This window comes from Marinobacter shengliensis (assembly GCF_003007715.1).
Taxonomy (GTDB): domain Bacteria; phylum Pseudomonadota; class Gammaproteobacteria; order Pseudomonadales; family Oleiphilaceae; genus Marinobacter; species Marinobacter shengliensis.
This window is the reverse complement of the sequence record NZ_PXNO01000027.1, coordinates 423,300-448,409: the sequence shown is the minus strand read 5'-3', so window position 1 is coordinate 448,409 and position 25,110 is coordinate 423,300. Positions and strand designations below refer to the sequence as shown.

Here is a 25,110-nt window from a genome sequence, read left to right as displayed (position 1 = left end):
GAAGCCCATCATGTTCATACGCAAATCACGTAAGAAACCTCTGGCCAATGGCAGCCCACTACTCCATGACGACCACGGCAGGCCGAGGACGCGTCGAGAGTTTATCTCACAGGGTCTGATGGCGGGGTCGGCGACAGTGTTCGGTGCTTCCCTGTTCAGCCTGTTCGGCAACCCGCGAATGGCAGCAGCAGCGCTTTCAGATGATCTGAACACGCTGAAAGAAAGCTGTGGCATAGCGGTTCAGGGTGCCGGCAAGATTCCGTTTATCTGTTTTGACCTGGCAGGCGGCGCCAACATTGCTGGCTCCAATGTACTGATGGGCAAGTCCGGCGGGCAAATGGACTTCCTGAGCACCGCAGGTTACAACAAACTAGGGCTACCCGGTGACATGCTGCCCAATGACCCGGCGTTTGTTAACACCGAACTGGGCCTGGCGTTCCATTCCGACAGCGGCTTCCTGCGCGGTATCCTGCAGAGCACCAGTGCCGGCACCCGCGCGGCAATTGACGGCGCCATTATTGCTGCCCGTTCAGAGAACGACACCGGCAACAACCCCCACAACCCGATGTACGGCATCCATCACGCGGGTGCCGACGGCTCCCTGCTCTCTCTCATAGGGTCCCAGAGTTCGGAATCCGGCGGTAACTCGTTGGCACCGATGAACCTGATCAATCCGGAGGTTCGACCCACCAAGATTGACCGGCCCTCAGACGTTACCGGTCTGGTGGACGTAGGCGATCTCATCGGCATTCTTGACCAGCAAGATGCTGTCGCCGTCATGGAATCCATCCAGCGCATCAGCGACGCCAAGATGAACCGGGTCAATACGGGCATCTCTACTGATGAAGTCGTCAAGGACCTGGTCCGCTGCGGCTATGTAAAGAGTGCCGATCTCGCCGACCGATTCGGCAATCCCGCAGACCTTGATCCAGAGCTGGATCTCGAAATCGTTGGCCCCACCGGCATTTTCAACCGCGATGAGTTCAACAACAACCGGGAATTCCGTAAAACCGCCTCTGTGATGAAGCTGGTTTTAAACGGCTACGCCGGTGCCGGCACGATCACTATTGGCGGCTACGACTACCACACCGGCGAGCGTGGAACTGGCGAGCGCCGTGACGAACTGGCAGGCCGATGTATGGGTGCATGCCTGGAATACGCGGCCCGGGTGGGTATGCCGTTAATGCTCTATGTGTTCAGTGACGGTTCGGTGTCGAGCAACGGCAGGATTGACGATTCCGCGGACGGTCGCGGCAAGGGCGAATGGACCGGCGACAACCAACAGACGGCCGCCTCCTTCTTCCTGGTTTACAACCCTGGTGGCCGCCCCACTCCGATTCGCAGGCAGATCGGCTTCATGCGTTCGGATGCATCGGTGGAAACTGCCTCCAGCCCGGCGGCCAACAACGTCAACCAACTGGTCCAGACCGTGTTACTCAACTACATGGCATTGCATGGTGAACAAAACCAGTTCGGAACCCGCTTCAACGGCCACGGGCTGGGCAATGGCACCTCTCAGGACAGCCTGATTGCCTTCTCCAACGTGGTGAACGGTACGATTGGCAGTTAATCCGGACCGCTCGTTCCGCCCTGGTCTGATTGGGGCGGAACGAGGCCTTCTGACACGTGCATCATGCGCTGATCATCGATAACCACCACATCGATACCCGCCAGTCGCTCAACCATCTCCAACCCCCTCGCGGGTCCGAGCACAAACACCGCCGTGGAGAGGCCGTCGGTTGTCAACGCGTCCTCGCCAATAATGGTCACGCTCTGCACACCCTGAACCGACTTTCCGGTCTCGGGAGACAAAATATGGTGGACCCGGTCGCCCGCTTCATCCACGAAAAACCGCTCGTAATCCCCGGAGGTGGATACCGCCGTATCCTTGAGGGGCAGGACCACTGCGTTACGTCCTTCCACACGTGGATCCCGGATACCCACGTACCAGGGCCGTCCCCGCTTGTCGCCCAGTAACCGCATGTCGCCACCTGCGCTGAGCCGGGCATGGCGTATGCCAAGGCTGACAAGGCGCTTGGTTCCCAGGTCAACGGCATAGCCCTTGGCAATACCGCCCAGGTCGACCCGGATCCCAGCCTGGCGGAATTCGACGGTTTGAGCATCCTGATCAAGAATCACATCCCGGAAATTCACCTGGGGCAGGCCAGATCGAAGTTCCTCCTCTGTCGGCCTTTTCCCGGCTCTGAAATCGTAAAGGTACCCGACTGAACCAAAGGTGATGTCGAAGGCGCCATCACTGAGAATCGATACCTCCCGCGCCTTTTCAAGCACCTCGAACAGACCGTCACTGACGGCAACCGGACCATTGGCGGCGTTGCGGTTGAGTCGGGAAACTTCCGAGTCCTCCCGATAGCGGCTCATCTGCGCATCAACCTGATGAAAAACCGCCAGTACCTCCTCCCCAACCCGGTCCGCCAGCTTTTTGTCCTCTGTCCAGAACTCCAGCTCGATAGGTGTCGTCATGGCGGTGTCTGAAAACCGATACCAGTCAGCGCTGGCCGGCATTGAAAAGATGGCAAGCCCCGTTGCCACCACGAGAAACGGAAGAGTCGATCCAAGTTCGAAGGTCCAACGCTTGATAGTTACCAAGATCTCAATGGCTCCATTACATTCAGCGATGCCCAGGTTGGGCGAATCCGGGAAGTATATCGGTTTTTTTACCTGCAGCTGAAACGATGCATCGCAAGGACAAAGGCGTGAAAACGCCTTTGTGGACGCCGTTCAAACAGCCTTGAACCAGGGCTGGGTATTGGCTATCAGTCAGGCAACCTCGCCTGAGACCTGAAACTGTCCCGTCAGCCTCTGCAGCTTTGCCGCTGCGGCGTGCGTTCGCTCTGAGCTCGCAGATAGCTGTTCTACCACGCCACGCATGGCCGCCGCACTTTCCGAGACGCCGTAGGTCTGCTGACTTTGCTCGCGGTTCGTTTGCTCAATGCTGGCAATGGCCCGAAACAGCTTGCCAACCATATGATGCAAGTCCGAGCTGTCGTCGGCGGCAGCTTCCGCTTTGGCCAGCCGGTTCTCCATTTCCGAAATCCCCTCCTCCATAACGGCCACGGCCCTTTGTGTCTCGTCTTGCACGCCTTGCAGACGCTGGCCAATCTCTTCCGTTGCCTTTGCTGTGCGGCTGGCGAGCTGGCGCACTTCATCCGCGACTACGGCAAATCCGCGGCCTGACTCCCCGGCCCGGGCGGCTTCAATCGCCGCGTTCAGGGCAAGCAGGTTGGTCTGGGCTGCAATGTCATTGATGACCAGGGCAGTTTTGCTGATTTCCTCAGTGCGATCATTGGCAGCCCGGATTCCATCGGCTGAACGAGTGATCACCGTCCGGATGCTCCTTGCCTCCTCACTCACCCGGGCAAATTGTGCCTGGGCACGGCTGACCACCGCATCCATGCCTTCCCGCATTTCCTCGGCGGTCGTTGACGCGTTATTGATTTCTTTTTCCTGAACACCGGCACCGCGCACCATATCGTCGATATGAGCCAGCACAGACTGAACCCGCTCATAGGCGCTGCGATTGTGGGTCACCATCTGGTCACTGGCTTGCCGGGAGTCTGCGGCCAGCGTCAACACCTGGCCCACCATGCCATCCAGGCTGTCAATAAAGCTGTTGGTCCAGCGGGCCAGGTCTCCGCTCTCATCCCGGCGCGTCCGGCTCAGGTCAATCCTTTGCCGCAAGTTACCTCCGCCCTCGGCAATGTCACGGATGATATCCCCCATGGCGGACAACTGCTCCGACACCGGTTTGACAGAAGTGGATCTGAAGATCATCACCATGGCGAAAATGGCCAGGGCATTGATCCCGCTTTCGAGCCATACCGACACCTCCAACATGGACGATGCAAGATTCACCAGCCACAGCGCCGCGGCCAGCAAGCCCAAACGACTGGATAACCGCCAGCTGATGGAGCGCCGTCGGTACACCTCTTCCAGATCGCCTTCACACATCATGCCCCAGGTATCAGGCGAACCAGGCATCTGAAAGGTGATGCCTTTGCCAATCACCGGGATGTGTCGATAGTCGGAATAGCCCGGGTACAGCACGTACAGGTTCTCACCATTGGCAATGGTCTCCCTGACACCGGGGTGCAAGCGGCCGGTTGCCGGATCGGTAAACCGTATCTCGAATTCAGTGTGCTCCCGAATACGCACCACACCGAAGCCGGTTTCTATGCCGTCTTTAAGGTTATCGCCGTGGCTGAAGGTGGCATCTTCGAAGCGGGATCGGGACAGCGCCGTTCCCGGCGAGATGGACTTGTCAAAACGACTGTCGATCATGAACAGGTAGTTGTCGCCGGACTCCTCAAAAACGTGTCCGGCCTCACGCTGAATTAGATCGCTCATCACATCATTGGGAATTCGCGCACACACAGCTGCCCGCTGGCCCCCGGCCAACTCGATAGGCTGATAGAACATCAGAGTCACCGCATCGTGAAACCGACTGGTAGTCTTGCCCAACGACGCCGTTACCGGGTCCCGGTAGGGACCATGCAGGAAACGCTCACCCGTTCCCCTCAGGACTGCCTCCGGAGCCAGGTCGCGCTTGCCGTTGCGGACAGGCACGCTGGACGCAACAACCTGGCCATCCTCTGCCACCACAAACAGCTCGGATATCTCCCTTAGCCGGGTGGAGGTCTGGGCAATAGTCTCCCCCAGGGCTTCGGGGTTCTTGCCATACAGGCGGCCAGCAACGGATTCCAGAAACGACCACTTGTGTTCAGCCCACCCAATCAGGGCATCACGTCTGGTTCTGGCCAGGTTCTCGAATATCTGTTCATTGGTCTCGTACATGTTTCGGTTCAGGAAACTGGACCAGCGCATGGCCAGCTTTCCGTTACGCCCAAAAACAGGCAACCAGGAACGCTCACCGGCAGACAGGTTCATGTTGTAGCTTTTCAGAGTCATTTCAGGATTCTCCAGACCGGACATCGGAGCAGAACAGAGTTATTCGCCCCCTCGGAACCCTGAGACCTCAGCAAAGATCGGGCCTGCCAGCGCCCGAACGCCCAAACGTGAGCCAATTCACACTACTCACCCTGGAACACACAGATTCCTGCGCACCAGGTTGGTGCACACACAGGACATGACGCAAAATCACGCACCATTTTCGCACAACCTGATGCATATCAAGACCCTACAAATTGTTACGCCAAATTCCACTTAAGTCCCATTGTTGAGCTACCAACGAGGGCAGACACTAATCCTGCTTGATCCGAACAACAAAAATAACCCGCATTCGGGGTCCAAACCGTTGGAGGCCAACCACAATGAGTTTCAGAAACTTCCTGCTCACGGCATGTCTACTGCTGCTGGGCAGCTCGGTAGTGTATGCAGAAACACTCAAGATAGGACTCAACTACCCTCAGACTGGCCGCTACAAAGACCAGGGGCTTCAGCAACGACTGGGGGCTTTCCTCGCGGTTGATGAGATCAATCGAGCCGGCGGCGTGATGGGGCAGCCCCTGGAACTGGTTATCCGCAATTCCCGCGGTGAACCCGACCAGGGCGCACAGAACACTGCCGAGCTCATCGACCGTGAGGGTGCACAGATGGTCTTTGGCGGAGTATCCAGTGCCGTTGCCATTTCATCAGGCAAGGCAGCCAGGGATCGCAATCGACTCTATTTCGGCACCCTTACCTATTCCAATGCCACCACCGGCAGTGAAGGCCACAGCCATATGTTCCGGGAACCCTACAATGCCTGGATGACCGCCAAGGCCTTGAGCCAATACCTCAATCGCCACCACGCAGACCAGAGCTACTTCTACATCACTGCCGACTACACCTGGGGCTGGTCAGTGGAAGAGTCTGTGCGAAAGTTTTCCAACACCGAAGACACAGAACAGCATAAAGGCGTGAAAACGCCCTTCCCCCGGGCGCTGATTACTGACTTCCGGGTGGCCCTGGAGCAAGCCGCCGAGAGTGACGCAGAAGTACTGATGCTGGTGCTCTTTGGCGACGACATGGTCAGAGCCCTTAACGCCGCCTATGAGATGGGCCTGACCAAACGAATGCAGGTTGTGGTGCCAAACCTCACCCTGGGAATGGCACGCCAGGTCGGACCAACCATCATGGAAGGGGTGGTGGGCGCCGCCCCCTGGGTATGGAACCTGCCCTATGAAAACAACTATCAGCGGGGCAAAGATTTTGTTGAAGCTTTTTCCAGCCGCTACGAAATGCGCCCATCCTCGTCTGCCGCGTCGGCCTACAGCATTGTTTACCAGTATAAAGCCGCCGTCGAACGCGCCGGCACCACCAATACCCGAGCGGTCATCCGGGAACTTGAGGGGCATCGCTATAGCTTCCTGAAAGACGAGCAGTACTGGCGGGCATTTGACCACCAGAACGTGCAGACCGTCTATGTGGTGAAGGTAAAGCCCCGTGAGAAGATCATGGCGGACCAGTTCAGCTCGGACTACTTCGACATCATCGATTCCATGCCCGGCGACGAGGCCGCCCAGACCAGGGAAGAGTGGGAAGCTCGCCGCCGTGAAGCCGGCAAACCGGTTTCACTCTGACCCGGCCGGCCCCGGGGCATCCTGCCCACGGGGCGGCCATTCAGTGACGCCGTCGCTTTACCCCCTGCGTTCATTCTCTGATAATCAGCATTCACTCAAAGGATGATCAGGGGCAAGCAGGCGTGTTAACAGGGCAAAGCAGTCAACGAATGGAAGCAAACGAACCGTCAGGCGTTCCTGACCAGTGCGATCTGCTGGTTATCGGCGGCGGTGTTAACGGTACCGGTATTGCCATGGACGCTGCCGGGCGTGGCCTGAACGTCATACTGTGCGAGATGAACGATCTGGCATCCGCCACCTCATCAAGCAGCAGCAAGCTGATCCACGGCGGGCTTCGGTACCTGGAGCATTATGAATTCCGGTTGGTCCGGGAGGCCCTGGCCGAGCGAGAGGCGCTGTTACGCAATGCGCCACACATCATGTGGCCCATGCGCTTTCGCCTGCCTCACCAGCCCCACCTGCGCCCGGCCTGGATGATTCGTACCGGGCTGTTTCTTTACGACCACCTGGCAAAGCGGGAAATGCTGCCTGGCTCAAGGGCCATCAGCTTTGACCAGAACTCTCCCCTGAAACCCGACATTACCAAAGGTTTCGAGTACTCAGACGGCTGGGTGGACGATGCCCGACTGGTGGTGCTTTCCGCCCGCAAGGCGCAGCAGAAAGGCGCCACCATACTGACACAAACTCGCTGCATTCAGGCGAGCCGCCAGGGCCCGCGCTGGAAAGCGGTTCTGGAAGATACCCGAAGAGATCGCCAACACACCGTTCACGCCAAGGTGATCGTCAACGCCACCGGCCCCTGGGTCAGCCAGCTGTTCGGCGATAGCTTCGGCATGCAGGCCCCGAAACAGATACGGATGGTCAAAGGCAGCCACATTGTGGTGCCCCGCCTGAACGCCGACACCGAGGCCTACATCCTGCAGAATCAGGACGAGCGAATCGTCTTCGTCATCCCCTACGAAGAACACTTCTCCCTCATTGGCACCACCGATGTGGATTACGAAGGCAACCCGTCCGAGGCCCGGATATCACCGGAAGAAACCGATTACCTGCTGACCATCGTCAACCAGTACTTCCGTCGACAGCTTGGGCCGGAAGATGTGGTGTGGAGCTACTCCGGTGTCCGGCCACTGATGGATGATGAACAGGGAACCGCCCAGACTGCCTCCAGGGACTACTCCTTTGAGGTAGACGAAGAGGACGGCCAGCCGCCCCTGATCTCCGTTTTCGGCGGCAAGATCACCACCTTCCGGAAGCTGGCCGAGGCGGTGACCGACAAAGTATGCGAGTACTTCCCAGGCGCCGGAAAATCCTGGACCAGGCAGGCCATTCTGCCGGGCGGTGACTTTGGTAACCAGCAACAACTGGCGGCGGAGCTTGAGATTAACTACCCGTGGCTGAACACCGACAGTATCCGCAGATTCGTGCGCTGTTACGGTACCGACAGCCATCAGATCCTGGCCGGCTGCAAATCCAGGGATGACCTCGGGCACTGGTTTACCGACACTCTCAGCCAACGGGAGGTCGATTACCTGGTGACGCGGGAATGGGCTGTTACTCCGGAAGACGTCCTTTGGCGAAGAACAAAACAGGGGCTCTACATCAACCAGGCGGAACTCCAGAAGCTAAAAGACTACCTGCAGTCCCAATTCAGCCTGGAAATGCTAGAGTGTGCTTCCTGATCACAGTGATTGACTAATACGTTTAACCCTGGCTCGGCCAGAGGACAATAATAAGATGTCTGAGAAACCGTTCATGCCAACCACACCGGCGCCATCAAACCTGACCTTTATTGCCGCTAAAACCAGCGCCCCTTTGCCGCCGGCCGGCTTGTTAGCCCGGGAAAAATTTAACGACCTGCTGCAGACCCAGGAGCCGGTCTCCCTGTTGCTGGTTCACGCTCCTGCAGGCTATGGCAAAACCACCACCCTGGCCGAACGCCTGGATGAGCTGGAGGCAAAGGCCGCATGGTACCGCCTGGAAAGTACCGACAACGACCCCGTCCGGTTTGCCGGGTATCTGGCCCATGCCCTTGATCAGATTGTCGATACGCCGGATATGCCTGCGTTTGATCCAACAGAGGGCCAGCAGGGTCACGGTCTCGAATCATTTCTCACAGAACTTCTTGCCGGACTGCCACCTTCTGAAGATCCCAGTTACCTGGTGCTTGATGACTACCAGGTCATCACCAACCCGGAGATTCATCAAGGGCTCCGGTTCCTGCTGCGACATCTGCCGCCCTACCTCACTCTTGTTGTCATATCCAGAACACTTCCGCCCCTGGGTGTTGCCCAGCTCAGGATGAAGGGGCAAATGATTGAAATTACCAGCAGGGATCTCGCCTTTGATGCCGATGAGGCGCAAAGCTACTTCGAGCAACGGCTGCCATTTGAGGTTTCCCGGGAAAACATCGAGCGGGCGGTTCGACGGGTAGAAGGCTGGGTTTCGGCGCTGCAACTGTTGTCTGCCTCCGCCCGCACCAGCATCGAGTTCAGTCATTTTGTCGACCAGCTTGACCAGGGTAACCAGCACATTTTTGACTACTTTGACGAACTGGTCGGGCAGGACCTGAGTGAACAACAACGCTCCTTCCTCCTGCGCACCAGCATCCTTGACCGTTTCAACGCGGGCATGGTCATGCGGGTGATGAACGATTCCGATGGCCAGGCACTGCTCGGCAGCCTCCTGGCCATGGGGTTGTTCATCACGCCCGTTGATAACAGCGCGCTCTGGTTTCGTTATCACCAGCTGTTCTCCGTCTACCTGCGGCACCTGCTTGCCAGTACCACACAGGAAAATCAGAGAGCCTTGCACCAGCGCGCCACCGATGCGTGGCTGGAGCTGGACCACGCAGAGGAGGCCGCCCGGCATGCAGTCGCCGCAGAAGACCCGGAGCGCATTACCCGGGTTCTGAATCAGCATGGCCGCAAGTTCTTTACCGAAGGCCAGTTCACGCTACTGCAACGATGCCTGGACGCCCTGCCCCAGAAAATCATTGCAGAAGATCCAACACTGACGTTGCTTCGGGCCTGGGTAGCCCAGGGACAATACAAGTTCGACGAGGTAGAAAACTGGCTATCCGCCGCTGAGACCCAACTGAAAGCGGTCATGAGCGAGGAGTCCCAGCGGACAGTCCATGGCGAATTCAGTGCCATCAGAGCCCAGGTGGCTATGAACTATGGCGACAGCGACCGCGCCCTGGCATTGGCACGGGAAGCGGTAGCGCAAGACGCCGCCTACCTGCCCACCTCACGGGTTGCAGCTGCTTCGGTTCTGGGTGAAGCCCTGTTTGTCCGGGGCGAACTGCAGGAGGCCTTGACCCGGATGCAGGAAACCGAACATATGGCCCGGGCCCATCAGGCGCACCAGAACGTGATCTGGGCCCTGTGCCAGCAAAGCGAGATCAGCGTGGCAATGGGGCTTTTACAAAAGGCCTACAACATTCAGGAGCGGGCATTTCAATATGCCGAAGAGAACCAGCTGAACCACCTGCCCATTCTCGAGTTCCTGTTCCGGATCCGCAGTCAGGTGATGTGGGAATGGCATCACCTGGAGAGCGCGGAACGTTGCGCACTCCAGGGCATAGAGATTCTGGAAGCCCAGGGCGAACGCTGGTATGTCCAGAGCTACACCACTCTGGCCAAGGTTGCACAGGCCCGCGGCCGCCAGAGCCTGTGTGCGGACTACATCGCCAAGGTCCAGAAGATGCTCGCCGCTGGCGACTACCATCTGGATTGGGTTGCCAACGCCCATGCCACCATGCTGACGTACTGGGACGCCGTGCGGGACCAGGATGCCATTCAGCGTTGGCTGACCATTGCACCACCGTGTAAACCGGAGGCGGCAACCAACCATTTCTATCAGTGCAACGGTCGAAACCGGGCCCGTGCCCTGATGAGTCTGGGCCAATATCAGGACGCCCGGCCAATCCTGGAGGCACTGACCAGCGTTGCCGGCCAGATCGGCCTGAAAACCGACCTTAACCGCAACCATATCGCGCTGGCCTATCTGTTCTGGCAGATCGAAAATCGCGAAAAGGCTCTGGAACACATGCGCCTGGCCCTGGAACTTGCCAGCACCACCGGCGCAGTGGGAAGTTTTCTGCGCCTGGGCAAGGTGCTGATCGTCATTCTCAAAGCGCTGATCAACGACGGCCTGATTGAGGGCATGGAACAGCAGCGGGCCGAGCGCCTGATTCAGCTTGCCCAACAGCAGCGGGATTTCAGCCGGGCGATCCGGATTTCCCTGGACGAAGCCATCATCCAGGACATCATCGACCGGCCGGATGTGCCGGAACTGATTCGCACCTCGCCCCTGACCCGACGAGAGTGGCAGATACTGAGCCTGATTCATGCCGGCCTGTCCAACGACCAGATCGCCGAGCATCTTAAAGTGGCTTCCACCACGGTGAAAACCCACATCCGCAGCCTGTACCAGAAGCAGAACATCAGCCACCGCTCGGAAGCGATTGAACTGGCCAAGGACCTGCTGAGCAAAATCCAGGGGGAGTGAGCCGGTCTCGGCTCCTCCGCCCTTCACGGCCACTACTACCCCATACGCCCCGCTACGCCCCCCTCCTCCCCCCGGCTACGCCGACAAAAACACGGGCAGGAGGATGAACCACCCAAGGCAACATCGCACCATGGCAGGTGTATTGATCGGTGGGGATTCGCCTCCATCGCACAACAAGAACTTTTCACCACCAGGGTGTAAGTGAGGCAAGATGAGCAGAAATCCGGACTGGTGGCGTGGCGCCGTTATCTATCAAGTGTATCCACGCAGTTTCTATGACTCTAACGGCGACGGTGTAGGCGACCTGCCCGGGGTGACCGCCAAGCTGGACTACATCGCCAGCCTGAATGTGGATGCCATCTGGCTGTCCCCGTTTTTCACCTCTCCGATGAAAGACTTTGGATACGACGTCTCTGACTACCGCAATGTCGACCCGATATTCGGAACCCTGAAGGATTTCGATGAACTGATCGCCGAAGCCCACAAGCGGGGCTTGAAGATCATGATCGACCAGGTGCTGAGCCACTCTTCCGACCAACACCCCTGGTTTGTGGAAAGTCGCCAGTCCCGGGACAATCCAAAAGCCGACTGGTATGTGTGGGCCGATCCCAAGCCAGACGGCTCTCCGCCCAACAACTGGCTGTCCGTGTTCGGCGGTTCCTCCTGGGCCTGGGACAGTCGCCGCAAGCAGTACTACCTGCACAACTTCCTGGCCAGTCAGCCAGACCTGAACTTCCACAACCCGGAGGTTCAGGAACAGGTGCTGTCCGATGTGAAATTCTGGCTGGACCGGGGAGTTGACGGGTTCCGCCTGGATGCCATCAACTTCTGCTTCCATGACCGCAAGCTGCGAGACAACCCGCCAAGCAAGGCATTGCAGGAAGGCTCCATCGGTGTTCGCAAGGAAAACCCCTACGCCTACCAGCATCACAAGCATGACAAAACCCAGCCGGAGAACCTGACGTTCCTGAAACGGCTACGCGTGCTGCTGGATCAGTACCCGGGCACCACGACCGTGGGCGAGATCGGCGATGATGATTCGTTGCAAACCATGGCAGACTACACCAGTGGCGGTGACAAGCTGCACATGGCCTACTCGTTTGACCTGCTGACCGAGCAACATGGTGCCGACTTTTTCCGCAAGACCGTGGACACCATTGAACAGAAACTGACCGACGGCTGGCCGTGCTGGGCTATTGGCAACCACGATGTGGCACGGGTGGCCACGCGCTGGCAGGCCCGCTCGGAACAACAGCTCAAAGCCTACATGGCCATGTTGCTGACACTGCGGGGCAGCGTGTGCATCTACCAGGGTGAAGAGCTTGGCCTGACCGAAGCGGAGCTCCAGTACGAAGACCTCGTGGACCCTTACGGCATCAACTTCTGGCCAGAGTACAAGGGCCGGGACGGCTGCAGGACTCCCATGGTCTGGCACCACGAAGAAACCCACGGCGGCTTTTCCAGCACCAGCCCCTGGCTGCCCGTGTATGATGATCATTACAACGCCGCCGTTGCCCTGCAGCATGCCGAAGATAATTCCGTGCTCACCGCCTACCGGAGTTTTCTGGGCTGGCGTCGGGAGCAGGCTGTCCTGCTGGAAGGAGACATCGAATTCCTCAAGAGCCCGAAGGACACACTGGTGTTCGTCAGGAGTCTTGGCGAGGAACGCTTGATCATCGCTCTGAACCTGAGCGAGACCGGAAATACCGTGACGCTGCCGGCGCAAGGCTCTCCCATGACCGGAACCCCCGATTTCATCGGCGGTCAATGGCACGGCAAACAACTGAAACTGGGGCCCTGGGGTATTGAAATCGCCAGGCTCTGACGGGTGACCATCGATCAAGAAGATAAACGCTATGGCCAGTGTAACCCTGAGAAATATCTGTAAAAGCTATGACGACGCCCAGGTAACCAAGAACGTGAACCTGGACATCGATGACGGCGAGTTTGTGGTGTTCGTCGGCCCCTCCGGCTGCGGCAAGTCGACACTGCTGCGAATGATTGCCGGGCTGGAGGACATAACCACCGGCGACTTGTACATCGGAAATGGCCGGGTGAATGACCTGCCCCCCAAAGAACGGGAAGTGGGCATGGTCTTCCAGTCTTACGCCCTCTACCCCCACATGGATGTGGCGGAGAACATGGCCTTCGGCCTGAAGCTCGCGAAAACCCACAAGGACGAAATCAACCGGAGGGTTCAGGACGCCGCCACCCTGCTGCAACTGGACAAGCTCCTGGAGCGCAAGCCCAAAGACCTGTCTGGCGGCCAACGCCAGCGGGTCGCCATCGGCCGTACCATCGTTCGGGAGCCGGCGGTGTTCCTGTTTGACGAGCCGCTGTCCAACCTGGATGCCTCGCTGCGCGTTCAGATGCGGATCGAAATATCCCGCCTGCACAAACGCCTGGGCGCCACCATGATTTATGTCACCCACGATCAGGTGGAAGCCATGACCATGGCCGACAAAATCGTGGCTTTGGATAACGGCTGCATTGCCCAGGTGGGCAAGCCCATGGAACTCTACCACTATCCGGCCACCCGCTTTGTGGCGGGCTTTATCGGCTCACCGAAGATGAACTTCATCGACTGCCAGGTGGCTTCTGCCAGTAACCAGTCGGTCACCGTGACCCTGCCGGGTGACCATCAGCTGGAATTGCCGGTGAATGGTCATAACCTGCTTGAGGGCGAAAACGTCACTCTGGGTATACGTCCGGAACACCTGACCGAAGACCAGGAGGCCGACATGTACCTGCAAGGTGAGGTTCACGTTGTCGAGCGTCTGGGTTATCAGACCCTGGTGCACCTGGACGTTAGCAACGTGGAGGGCGTGCTGACCATGCGCACCGATGGCGGTAACCCCGTTCAGGAAGGCGCACCCATGACTCTGGGGCTGAATGCCAACAAGTGCCACCTGTTCCGGGACGACGGCACCGCCTGCCCCCGCCTCTATCAGGAACCGTGCATCGACTTCTAGGGCCCTGCCCGCTTCTGATTTGATCTGCAGTACACTCTCCTTGGCCGGTGTTCGTTACCGGCTTTTTTGTTCCCCCTACCTTGACCTCACTGGTGACAGCCGGCCGCACGCCCATGTGGGAGGCCCTTTCCAAAACACGCTGTGAATACATCCCTGTACGCTCGGCTCCGCCATCCCTGGCTCCGCACGGTTTTGGAAAGGGCCTCCCACATGGGCGCGCTACATCAGGCGATAGGCAACCGGACTCAAGGGCCTGTGCACCATCCTGTTAAGTCCACAAAAAAAAAGCCCGGTCAGCAGGGGGGATAACTCTGACCGGGTCGCGAAAGATAACGCGGGAAGACGCAGGTCGCGTAAGGAAGCCGTGCGGGATCTTCCGCTACGGCCTGGGAGAGCGGGCCCTCGCGGGCCCTGAGAGCAACAACAAAGCTAGCCTTTGACACCACCGGCGGTCAGCCCGCCGACAATCCACTTCTGGCAATACAGGAAAATCACGGTGATCGGCAGACCAGACAACACCGCCGCCGCGGCAAAGTCGCCCCACAGGTAGTTCTGCTCGTACAGGTACTGCTGAGCACCCACCGCCAGGGTCAGCTTGTTGGTATCCACCAGCAGCACCGAGGCCATCGGGTATTCCATGATGGTCATGATGAACGCCAGGATGAACACCACCACCAGAATGGGCACAGACAACGGCAGCAGGATGTAGCGGAATGCCTGCCAGGTGGTGGCACCGTCAACGATGGCGGCTTCCTCCAGTGACCGGTCGATGGAATCGAAGTAGCCTTTAATTGTCCAGATGTGCAGCGCCATGCCGCCCAGAGAGGCCACGATGACGGCACCATGGGTATTCAAACCCAGCCAGCTGACATGATTGCCGATCTGGTCGAACAACGCATACAGCGCCACCAGGGACAGCACCGGCGGGAACATCTGAAAGATCAGCATGGATTTGAGTACTGCGCCTTTGCCCGCAAACCGCATGCGGGCGAAGGCATAGGCACTGGTGGTAGACAATGCCAGAATCAGAATGGACGAAACCACCGCCACCTTGATTGAATTCCAGAGCCAGAGCAGCACAGGAAACGGCGGTTGGGTAGTAATGCCGGCGTCGTCTGTGTAGGGAATACCCAGCGCCAGATACCAGTGTTCCAGCGAGGGATTCTCCGGCAACAGGCTACCGGAGGCAAAGTTACCGCTGCGGAAGGAGATGGAAATCACCATCAGCAGCGGGAACAGAATCACCGCGATAAATGCCAGCATGCCCAGATGGGATGCCAGCACACGGTATTTAGTGGAGCGCGGTTGAACCATCGCCATGGGAAGCTCCTTATACCTTGACCTTGGACAGTTTCAGGTTGATCAGCGACAGCGCGCCAACCACCAGGAAGATCGCTGTGGCGATGGCAGCCGCCAGCCCGAAATTCTGCCCGGAATCCTGGAATGCAATGCGATAGGTGTAACTCACCAGCAAATCGGTTGTGCCAGCGGGCGTGCTGGCTCCGATAATATCCGGTGCGCCACCGGTCAACAGGGCAATCAGAACAAAGTTGTTGAAGTTGAACGCAAAACTGGCAATCAGCAACGGCGTTAGCGGTTTGATAATCAGCGGCAGAGTGATGTTGAACAGATTGCTGATGGGCCCGGCTCCATCCATTGCCGAAGCCTCATAGAGATCCCGGGGGATAGCCTGCAACAGGCCCATGCACAACAGCATCATGTAGGGATAACCCAGCCAGGTGTTGACGATAAGAATCATCGAACGGGCCAGGGCCGGATCACTGAACCAGTCCGGGCGAACACCGAACAATCCTTCCAGAACCAGGTTGATCTCCCCGAAGTTCTGGTTGAACAGACCTTTGAATACCAGAATCGAGATGAAGGCGGGCACCGCATAAGGCAATATCAGCATGGTGCGGTAAAAGCCCTTGCCTCGAATCTGGTCCCACTGCAGCAGATTGGCCAGCACCAGCCCAAGCGCCAGGGTAAACACCACCGTCGCCAGGGCGAACGACAGCGTCCAGACAAAAATCTGCAAAAAGGGCCCGCGAATACTGGGGTCGCTCACCACTTTCAGATAATTGTCCCAGCCAATATTGACTGTCCAGCCCGGAGAAATGGCATTGCCATCGGCGTCACGGTAGAACCCCGTCTCGTGGTCCGGAAAGTAGGTCACGCCGGTTTCGTTATTGGTCAGGGTTTCGTTATCGTGCAGCGTAAACCGGCTGTGTATCGCCGCGAAGGAGCGCAGGCTCGCCAGGCTCAGCTCCCGGCCATCTTCGGTGACCAGCTTCAGCTTCGACAGGTCGCTCCGCAGCTGGATGATGTCGCGGATGGCCAGAGGCTCGCCCTCCGGGAGGTCCGCCGATGGCAATACCGGAAAACGGGACTCTTCCGTGCCCAGTTCAATGGGGGGCGACACCAGGTCCTGATGGACGCCGTCCAGGTACAGGACATAGCCTTGATCCGTCTGAAACAGCTGGTAGTCATAGCGAACCGACTCGGATTGATAGGTCCGGCCAAGCAGGTTTTCTTTCACCTGGTCAAAGCTCAGAAGATTGCTGGCGCTGTAATTGGTGAAACCGATGCCCACTGTGTACATCAGCGGGAAGATCACAAAGACGCCCATACCGGCGACCGCCGGAAATATGTAACGATGCGCATAGAGTTTCCGGCTGACAAACACTGCCACGGCAGAGGCGGTCAGTACCAGAAACAACATGGCGAACACAAATTCGCGCTGGGCGTACAACGCCAGGATCAGGTAGAGCGCCGCTATCAGCAATGCCGCCAGCGTGCCCCACTTCAGGAATACTCGTGTCATGGAGTGTCTGCTATCAGTCGCGGAAGGAGACAGGGTTTCCGTTATCATTGTAGTCAGCCTGTAGGTTGCCGTCGCCTCGGGGCAACGGCTTCATCACTCAGGGTCCGGCATGACAGGCCGGGCAGGTATTATCCTGCCGCGGCGCAATCACAGGCGATCAGCGGGTAATGCGCTGGGCCGCGGAGTTGAGGGCGTCTTCCACTGACTGGCGTCCAGAGGTAATGTTCTGAAGTGCCGGTCCCATGGAAGACCAGAACGCACCCATGGCCGGTACGTTAGGCATGGGCTCACCCAAGCGGGCGTTCTCGAACGTAGCCTTGATGTTGTCATCGGAGGACAGTTCCTCCATGAATTCCCTGTTGGCCACAGCACCCAGGGGAACATCGTCGTTCACCATCTTCAGGCCTTTCACCGACAGCGCGTAGTTCTCAAGGAACTCAACGGCCAGGTCTTTATTGGGGCTTGCAGAATTCAGGGTGGCGGCCATCACACCAACCATGGGCTTGCCAGGTTTGCCATCAATGGCCGGGATGGTGGCCACCCCAAAATTGATACCGCTCTTGCGGAGGTTGGCCCAGGCCCAGGGGCCATTGATCATCATCGCCGTCTCGCCTTTGTTAAACGAGGATTCCATGGCACTGTAATCTGCCCCACGGGGCATGACACCCTCTTCGATCAGCATCGCCAGGGCCTTGGCACCCTTCATGGCACCGTCGTTGTTAACACCGGTATCCTTCACGTTAACGCTACCGTCGCCATTGTTGCCGAAGATATAACCACCAGCAGCGGCCAGCATCGGCCAGGTGAAGTAGGTGTTGTTGTAATCCCACAGGATGGCTCGCTTGCCATCTTCTGCCAGTTTCTTGTGAATCGCAGGGATGTCTTCAAACGAGGCGGGCGGCTCCGGCAGCAAATCCCGGTTGTAGATCAGGCCGATGGATTCAACGGCCATCGGGTAGCCGTACATCTTGCCGTCCACGGTAACGGCTTCCCAGGTGAAGTCGTAGTTGGCATCAATGATATTCTGGGAGGGCTGGATTTCGGAAATAATGCCGCTCTGAGCCCACTCGCCAAAACGGTCGTGGGCCCAGATGAAAATGTCCGGGCCGTTTCCGGTCGCGGCCGATTGCTGGAACTTGTCGGTGGCGCTGTCCGGGTGAGCCACCTCCACCGGAATCCCGGTCTCTTCGGTGAACCAGTCGCCCACCTCCTGTAGGCCGTTGTAGCCTTTGTCACCGTTAATCCAGATCAGTAGTTTGCCTTCTTCAATACCAGCGAAAGCGGGTGATCCGGCACCCAGGGTGGCGGCCATCACCGAAGCGGCGAGCGTGCTGCGAATAAAAGTTCGACGATTCATCAGGTCTTTCCTCTGTGTGTTCCTGCATTTTTGTTCTTGTCCGGCCTGCCAAGAGGTCGCCTGGCCGGGCTTGCCGCAAAACCTTCTTTTGCGAGTGTTCAAACTGTGTTGCAAATCCGGGAAATAAGCATCACCCCTTATATCATTCCCCGAGGCGTAGAACGGGGGAGTAGTAGGGAGTAGAAAATTCCTTCTACCCGTCACTCCATGAGTCTGGTTTGATGTGCCCAACAACAACGACAATCCGACCTGGAGTCCTTGCCATGGTTCACATTTCTTTGCCGCTCAAACGCCGGTTTCTGCTGTCTGCCTTTCTTGGGCTTACTGGTTGTGCCACCACTGTTGACGGGCCGGCTCAGGCCATTCCCGGCCCTCCGGCGCTCAATGATAGCAACGTTTTCTGCGAGGCTGCCCGGACTGAGTTGGTAATTCCGGTCGGCGGGGCCTTTGCCGAGGGTACTCTGGTAAGGGATTTCTACACCGGCAACACCGCCCGCGTTCGCGATGGCCAGGTTACGATGACTCCGGATGAAAATGCCGAGGGCCTTCTATTGCTGGAGCCGGTAGACGAGACGGTACACGCCTTTACCTGGGCCGGCGCCACCGTCTACTTCGCGGTGACCGACAGGTTTGCCAACGGCCGCACCGATAACGACATCAACTATGGCCGGCAGAAAGACGGAAAAGACGAGATTGGCACCTTCCATGGCGGCGATTTCGCCGGCCTGACCCAGAAACTGGATTACCTGGCTGATCTGGGCGTCAACGCCCTGTGGATTACCCCACCCTTCGAGCAGATGCACGGGTGGGTTGGCGGTGGTGACCGGGGCGACTTTCGGCACTATGGCTACCATGGCTACTACGCCCTGGACTTCACGGTGCCAGATGCCAACTTTGGCACCCGGGAGGAATTCCGGGCCCTGGTGCAACAGGCCCATCAACGGGGTATCCGGGTGGTCATGGATGTGGTGATGAACCACCCGGGCTACAGCTCCCTTCAGGATATGCAGACCTTTGACTTTGGCGCCCTGCACTCGGGTTTTGAAAAACACCTGCCGGAGCACTGGGGTGACTGGCGCCCGGAGTCCTGGGAAAACCATCATGCCTATCACGCCTTCATCGATTACGACCACGCGGACTGGCGTAACTGGTGGGGCAAAGACTGGGTGCGGGCCGGTATCGCCGATTACGACACGCCACCCAGCGCATCCGTCGACCCGATACGTGGCTCCCTCGCCTTTCTGCCGGACTTCAAGACCGAATCGACCAAGCCCGTGGAGCTGCCCGTCTTCCTGCGCAATAAAGAGAACAGCAGGGCGGAACACCTGGACAACGCCACCGTTCGCGAGTACCTGATAACCTGGCTCACGGAGTGGGTAAGGGAGTTCGGTGTTGACGGCTTTCGGGTAGACACGGCCAAGCATGTAGAACCCGACGCCTGGCGTGAACTGAAAGCGCGGGCGCAGGAGGCCCTGGACGATTACCGAGAGAGACACCCCGGCACTGCCCTGCCCTCCGAGGAATTCTGGATGGTCGCCGAAGTATTTCCGCACTCGGTTCGCAAGACCGGCTACTTTGACGCAGGCTTTGATGCTGTCATCAACTTCGATCTGCAGGCAGAGGCCAAAGCAGGCGCCCGATGCCTGCAGGCCATGGAGCCCGTCTACCGCGAATACGCCGGTAAGCTGCACGGCGATGACCCGTTCAATGTGCTGAGTTACATTTCGTCCCACGACACCAAACTGTTCGCCCAGATTGCCGGTGATGACGATACACTAAAAAAACGCGCGGCCGCCGCCCTGTTGTTCACGCCAGGGGCAGTCCAGCTGTTCTACGGTGACGAGTCCGGTCGTGCCTTTGGCCCCACCGGCTCTGACTCTCATCAGGGCACCCGCTCTGCCATGAACTGGCAGGCCATAGAGGCTGGCGAGGTTTCCGACATCCTGAACCACTGGCGCACTCTGGGCCAGTTCCGCCAACGCCACCCCGCCATCGGTGCCGGGGAGCATAAGCTGATCAGCCAGCAACCTTATGTGTTCTCACGACAGCATGGGGATGACACGGTGGTCATCGCGTTCGGGAGTGACTCGTTGTGACCACCAACCCCTACCTGCCGGATACGCCCCTGATCCTTGGCATGATGCGCCTGCTGGATCACCCGGACCTGCACGCGCCGGCCGCGCTGGCCGACTGGATTGAGCGCCAGCTCGACCGCGGGCTGTCGGTGTTTGACCACGCCGATATCTACGGCGACACCGAGTGTGAGCGCCTGTTCGGCAAGGCCCTGGCCCGACGCCCGGGCCTGAAACACCGGCTCAGGGTAATCACCAAAACCGGCATTGTGCATGGTCACCAGGACACCAGCGTGTGGTGCACCAAGCACTACCGCGCCGAGGGCGGGCATGTGTCTGCGGCGATCGACGCGGCGCTGGGGCGATTACAGATGGAACAGATCGACACCTTCCTGATTCACCGGCCCGACCCGCTGATGGCAGTGGAATCGGTGGCCCGGGCCCTGGAGAATGCGGTTGAGGCGGGCAAGGTTCGCCACATCGGGGTGTCCAACTTCCTGCCGGAACAGTGGCGCTGGTTGCAAAAGAACACGCGGCTGCCGCTGGTGTGCAACCAGAGCGAACTGTCCCTGAGCCACAGCGCGCCCCTGTTCGACGGCTTGCTGGAAGCCACCCTCTCAGACCATCTGAAATGGCTGGCCTGGTCTCCGCTGGGCGGCGGCCGGCTGGCTGAGGCCCTACCGGACACCTTGCTGGCCTCTGCAGGGGCGCAGACAGGGCTGGACGACACCGGGCTGGCCATCGCCTGGCTGGCCGCGATTCCGGGTTCGCCCATACCGGTGCTCGGCAGTCTCCGGGACAGCCGGATTGAATCGGCCCTCAAAGGATGCCAGACCGTGCTGCCGCGCCCGCTCTGGTTCGCCCTGCTGGAGGCCATCCGTGGCCACCGGGTGGCCTGAACCGCAGGTTGCCGGTCAGAACAGATAGTCTGTGGTCAGAATCGTCGAATGCCGGTGGCGGACGATGTCCGTCACCAGATCCTGATTGCCTTCACTGGCCTTGGTGGCCACCGTGGTGCGGATCGAGAACACCCGCAGCGCATCGGACACCGACAAGGTACCCTCGGCTGAATCCTTGCGGCCATTGAACGGCAGGGTGTCCGGCCCGCGCTGGCACTGGGCGTTGAGGTTGATCCGGCCCACCTGGTTGGCCATTACGTCAATCAGGGCGCCAATCTGTTCCGGATCACGACCGAACAGGCTCAGCTGCTGGCCGTAGTTGCTGTCCCGCACGTGTTCCACCACCTCACTCAGCTCAGAGAAACGGACCACCGGAACCACCGGGCCGAACTGCTCCTCACGATAGATGCGCATCTCCTGGGTAACCGGGTACAACAGGGCCGGGTGGAAATAGGTGCCATTCACGCCACCGCCGCCGGGGTTCACAACACGAGCACCCCGGGCTTTGGCGTCGTCCACCAGCGCCGTCAGGAACTCGATTTTGCCGGGCTCCGGCAGCGGGGTCAGCGATACCTCCGGCTCCCAGGGCATACCCGGGGCCAGCTCACTGATCGCCCGGGACAGCCGTTCAACAAACGCCTCGGCCACCGAATCGTGGACGAACAACAGTTTCAGCGCCGTACACCGCTGGCCATTGAACGACAAGGCGCCCGCCACGCATTCGCGAACCGCCAGATCCAGGTCCGCATCCGCCAGGACAACGGCCGGGTTGTTCGCATCCAGCCCCAGCACCGATTTCAGGCGGTGGGGTTTGGGGTGCATCTGCTTCAGGGCCGACGCGCCTTTATGGGTGCCTATGAATGCAAACAGGTCCACCTTGCCGGACTGCATCAAAGGGCCGACCGTGTCCCGGCCCCGGCCGAAGATCACGTTGATCACCCCGGGCGGGAAGCAGTCGCGGAACGCGTCCAGTAACGGCCCGACCAGCAGAACGCCGTATTTGGCCGGTTTGAACACCACGGTATTGCCCATGATCAGCGCGGGAATCAGCGTGGTGAAGGTTTCGTTCAACGGGTAGTTGTACGGCCCCATGCACAGGGCCACGCCCACCGGCAGGCGCCGGGTCTGGGCCACCACACCCCCGACGATCTCGAAGCGGGACGAACGCCGGTCCAGCACCTTGAGCTCATGGATGGTGTCTTCGATGTAGTCACAGGTGCGGTCAAACTCCTTGCAGGCATCAGCCCAGGTTTTACCGATCTCCCACATCAGTAATTCAACCACCGATTCCCGCTCAAGGCGCATGCGCGCCAGAAACCGTTGAACGTGCTCAATTCGCTGTGCCACGGACATGATCGGCCATGCTCCTTGCCCCTGACCGTAGGCCTCCACGGCCGCATTGAGCGCTTCCATCGCCGCCTCTTCGTCCATAAGAGGCGCCCGGCCGACAACCAACGGCCTGGGTGTTTTGCCAGGTTCGCTGCTCCGGACACTGACCGGGCTGAACACTTCGGCAAACTGACCGTACCAGGGACGCAGTTCGCCCCGGATCAGTATGTGGTCCAACGACACGCCTCCACCATCCCGGAATTTCCGGGGAACGTCGGATTCATGAGGGAAAAAGGTGCCCCGATTCCAGGGGTACGACGGGGCCATGACCGCCGTATCGGACTGTGGAGTCATATAGCGCTCACCTCCCCAGTTACTCCCGACGCATCCGCCAGGGCCCCAGCGATTGCCCCAAACTCATCCGCGTGCAACGAAGCGCCGCCAATCAGGCCACCGTCAACATCGGCCAGGCTGAAAATGTCATAGGCGTTCGCCTGTTTCACACTTCCGCCGTATACAATCCGCAGTTCCTGGCCCAGATCGATGGAGGCTTCCGGAGCACTGCCCGCTACAAACTTGCGAATCTTCTGATGAACTTCGGATATTTGTTCCGGCGTGGCAGTCTGGCCTGTACCGATCGCCCATACAGGCTCATAGGCAACCACTGCATTCGCGAAGGCGGCGATGCCGACCTCGTCAACCACCGCTTGCAGCTGCTGTTCAATGACCACCGAAGTCAGACCTGATTCTCGTTCAGTCAGGCTTTCACCCACGCACAATATCGGAGTCATTCCGGCAGACAGAACTGCCCGGAACCGGGCCGCCACCTCCTGACTGCTTTCATGGAACAGCACCCTGCGCTCGGAGTGGCCGACAATCACGTACCGGCACCCCATTTCCTGCAACATGGTGGCACTGTTTTCACCAGTGTAGGCACCAGACACATAACCCGCCGCATTCTGGGCGCCCAGCATGACCCCCGTGTAGCCGAGCAGATCCCGCACCTGGAACAGGTATGGTGACGGAGGACATATGGCCAGATCAATCGCCCTCCGGAACAGCCGCAACCGGGGCAGCAAACGCACCATTAGCGCCTGATTCGCCTGCAGACTACCGTTCATTTTCCAGTTACCAATCAAAATCGGTTTTCTCATGTCTCATCTCCCTTGGATTGCAGAGGGCTTAGGCATCCAGCGCACAACGAATGGCTCCAACGCCCGGATAGAACGCATGGGAGCCAAGATCCTGCTCAATCCAGAGCAGTCGGTTGTATTTAGCGACCCGGTCAGACCGGCACAAAGAGCCGGTTTTGATCTGTCCGGAGCGGGTGGCCACGGCAAGGTCTGAGATGAACGTATCTTCGGTTTCGCCACTGCGGTGGGAAATAATCGTGGTGTAGCCAGCATCATGTGCCATGCCAATGGCGTCCAGAGTCTCGGTCAGCGTACCGATCTGATTGAACTTGATCAGGATTGAATTGGCGATGTCCTGCTTGATGCCCTCCGCGAGAATGGCTGTGTTGGTCACGAACAGGTCGTCGCCCACCAGTTGCACCCGGTCCCCGAGTTTGTCAGTCAGCAGCTTCCAGCCCGCCCAGTCGCTTTCATCCATGCCATCCTCAATCGAAGCAATCGGGTAATGACGGGCCAGTGACAGCAGGTAATCCGCAAAGCCCTCGGAGTCAAACCGCCGGCCGGCGCCTTTCAGGTGGTACTCGCCGTCGATGTAGAATTCCGACGCCGCGCAGTCCAGTGCCAGCACCATATCGGTTCCCGGGCGGTAACCCGCTTTCTCAATGGCCTCAAGAATCAACTCCAGGGCATGCTCACTGGACGACAGGTTGGGCGCAAAGCCGCCCTCATCTCCCACGGACGTGGACAGACCGCGTTTTTTCAAAAGTGCTTTCAGAGCGTGGAAGGTCTCCGCCCCCATGCGCAGCGCATCACCGTAACTGGGCGCCCCCACAGGCTGAATCATGAACTCCTGGATATCCACGGTATTATCAGCGTGTGCACCGCCGTTAATGATGTTCATCATCGGCACCGGCAAAATGTTGGGTGAGGAGCAGCCATAAAGGTCTGCCAGATAGCGATATAACGGCTGCTGGCGGTAATTGGCAGCGGCGTTGGCCAGCGCCAGGGACACCGCCAGAATGGCGTTGGCACCAAGTTCAGATTTGTTCGGAGTGCCATCGAGATCGCACATTTTTCGATCGAGCACCAATTGGTCAAGAACCGACTCGCCAATCAATGCCGGGGCAATGCGCTTATTGACCGCCCCGACCGCACCCAGAACGCCCTTGCCGGCATACCGGGACTGGTCGCCGTCGCGTTTTTCCAACGCTTCCCGGGACCCGGTGGAAGCGCCTGACGGAGCTCTCCCACGACCAACCACACCATTGCGCAGTTCGACGTCCACTTCCACTGTGGGGAATCCCCGGGAGTCCAGAATTTCCCGGGCATAAATCGCTGTTATTTGTTGCATGGCACTGTTCCTGCACTCAATATCATTTGTTTTCGAACTTTTGTTTTTCTTTGCGAACACATTATTGATGATAATATTCGCAAACGAACATCCGCAAGCGAAAAAGGACCCCGTAACAG

The 25,110-nt window shown here is 58.7% G+C and carries 16 protein-coding genes; 8 read left to right on the top strand and 8 right to left on the bottom strand.

What is annotated here, in order from left to right:
* The first annotated feature begins 10 nt into the window (after positions 1–10).
* Positions 11–1,570, top strand: coding sequence for a general secretion pathway protein GspF (locus C7H10_RS15160; protein WP_106695526.1), 1,560 nt, complete (start codon positions 11–13; stop codon positions 1,568–1,570).
* Here C7H10_RS15160 and C7H10_RS15155 read toward each other — a convergent pair.
* The gene (locus tag C7H10_RS15155; RefSeq protein ID WP_425269127.1) at positions 1,567–2,610 is read right to left on the bottom strand and encodes an FAD:protein FMN transferase; all 1,044 of its coding nucleotides are present in this window, start codon (positions 2,608–2,610) and stop codon (positions 1,567–1,569) included. The genes C7H10_RS15160 and C7H10_RS15155 overlap by 4 nt on opposite strands.
* A 171-nt stretch (positions 2,611–2,781) precedes the next feature.
* A complete protein-coding gene (locus C7H10_RS15150) occupies positions 2,782–4,929 on the bottom strand; it encodes a methyl-accepting chemotaxis protein (RefSeq protein ID WP_106695525.1) in 2,148 nt (715 codons plus the stop codon).
* Positions 4,930–5,291: 362 nt separating this feature from the next.
* Here C7H10_RS15150 and C7H10_RS15145 point away from each other — a divergent pair, with 362 nt between their 5' ends.
* The 5 genes from C7H10_RS15145 (at position 5,292) to malK (ending at position 14,026) form a co-directional block, all read left to right on the top strand.
* On the top strand, positions 5,292–6,542 hold the full coding sequence (locus tag C7H10_RS15145; protein ID WP_106695524.1) for an ABC transporter substrate-binding protein: 1,251 nt from the start codon (positions 5,292–5,294) through the stop codon (positions 6,540–6,542).
* Positions 6,543–6,691: 149 nt separating this feature from the next.
* Positions 6,692–8,224 carry a glycerol-3-phosphate dehydrogenase gene (glpD, locus tag C7H10_RS15140; RefSeq protein WP_106695523.1) on the top strand — a complete coding sequence of 511 codons (1,533 nt, stop codon included), beginning with the start codon at positions 6,692–6,694 and terminating at the stop codon, positions 8,222–8,224.
* Positions 8,225–8,279: 55 nt separating this feature from the next.
* On the top strand, positions 8,280–11,054 hold the full coding sequence (gene malT, locus C7H10_RS15135; protein WP_425269126.1) for an HTH-type transcriptional regulator MalT: 2,775 nt from the start codon (positions 8,280–8,282) through the stop codon (positions 11,052–11,054).
* A 211-nt stretch (positions 11,055–11,265) separates the two neighbouring features.
* Positions 11,266–12,879, top strand: a complete 1,614-nt coding sequence (locus tag C7H10_RS15130; protein ID WP_106695522.1) for an alpha-glucosidase family protein — start codon at positions 11,266–11,268, stop codon at positions 12,877–12,879.
* A 31-nt stretch (positions 12,880–12,910) separates the two neighbouring features.
* Positions 12,911–14,026 carry a maltose/maltodextrin ABC transporter ATP-binding protein MalK gene (gene malK, locus C7H10_RS15125; protein ID WP_106695521.1) on the top strand — a complete coding sequence of 372 codons (1,116 nt, stop codon included), beginning with the start codon at positions 12,911–12,913 and terminating at the stop codon, positions 14,024–14,026.
* Between the two features lie 429 nt (positions 14,027–14,455).
* Here malK and malG read toward each other — a convergent pair whose 3' ends face one another.
* The 3 genes from malG to malE form a co-directional block, all read right to left on the bottom strand.
* On the bottom strand, positions 14,456–15,346 hold the full coding sequence (gene malG, locus C7H10_RS15120; protein WP_058089505.1) for a maltose ABC transporter permease MalG: 891 nt from the start codon (positions 15,344–15,346) through the stop codon (positions 14,456–14,458).
* A 10-nt stretch (positions 15,347–15,356) separates the two neighbouring features.
* Positions 15,357–16,898: a maltose ABC transporter permease MalF gene (gene malF, locus C7H10_RS15115; protein WP_058089504.1), complete on the bottom strand. Its 1,542-nt coding sequence runs from the start codon at positions 16,896–16,898 to the stop codon at positions 15,357–15,359.
* Between the two features lie 109 nt (positions 16,899–17,007).
* Complete coding sequence (gene malE / locus C7H10_RS15110) at positions 17,008–18,207, bottom strand: maltose/maltodextrin ABC transporter substrate-binding protein MalE (RefSeq protein ID WP_106695520.1); 1,200 nt, start codon at positions 18,205–18,207, stop codon at positions 17,008–17,010.
* A gap of 263 nt (positions 18,208–18,470) precedes the next feature.
* Between malE and C7H10_RS15105 the strand changes: the two genes are divergently transcribed.
* Together C7H10_RS15105 and C7H10_RS15100 are read left to right on the top strand one after the other, a co-directional pair.
* Complete coding sequence (locus tag C7H10_RS15105; protein WP_106695519.1) at positions 18,471–20,303, top strand: alpha-amylase; 1,833 nt, start codon at positions 18,471–18,473, stop codon at positions 20,301–20,303.
* On the top strand, positions 20,300–21,178 hold the full coding sequence (locus C7H10_RS15100) for an aldo/keto reductase (protein ID WP_244178296.1): 879 nt from the start codon (positions 20,300–20,302) through the stop codon (positions 21,176–21,178). Before C7H10_RS15105 ends, C7H10_RS15100 begins: the two co-directional genes overlap by 4 nt.
* Before the next feature lie 15 nt (positions 21,179–21,193).
* On the opposite strand, the gene C7H10_RS15095 is transcribed toward C7H10_RS15100, so the two are convergent.
* The 3 genes from C7H10_RS15095 to eno are packed head-to-tail and all read right to left on the bottom strand — an operon-like array spanning position 21,194 to position 24,991.
* Positions 21,194–22,834: an NADP-dependent glyceraldehyde-3-phosphate dehydrogenase gene (locus C7H10_RS15095; RefSeq protein WP_106696013.1), complete on the bottom strand. Its 1,641-nt coding sequence runs from the start codon at positions 22,832–22,834 to the stop codon at positions 21,194–21,196.
* A 23-nt stretch (positions 22,835–22,857) separates the two neighbouring features.
* Complete coding sequence (gene tpiA, locus C7H10_RS15090) at positions 22,858–23,661, bottom strand: triose-phosphate isomerase (RefSeq protein WP_106695518.1); 804 nt, start codon at positions 23,659–23,661, stop codon at positions 22,858–22,860.
* A gap of 28 nt (positions 23,662–23,689) precedes the next feature.
* A complete protein-coding gene (gene eno, locus C7H10_RS15085) occupies positions 23,690–24,991 on the bottom strand; it encodes a phosphopyruvate hydratase (protein WP_106695517.1) in 1,302 nt (433 codons plus the stop codon).
* Positions 24,992–25,110: the final 119 nt, after the last annotated feature.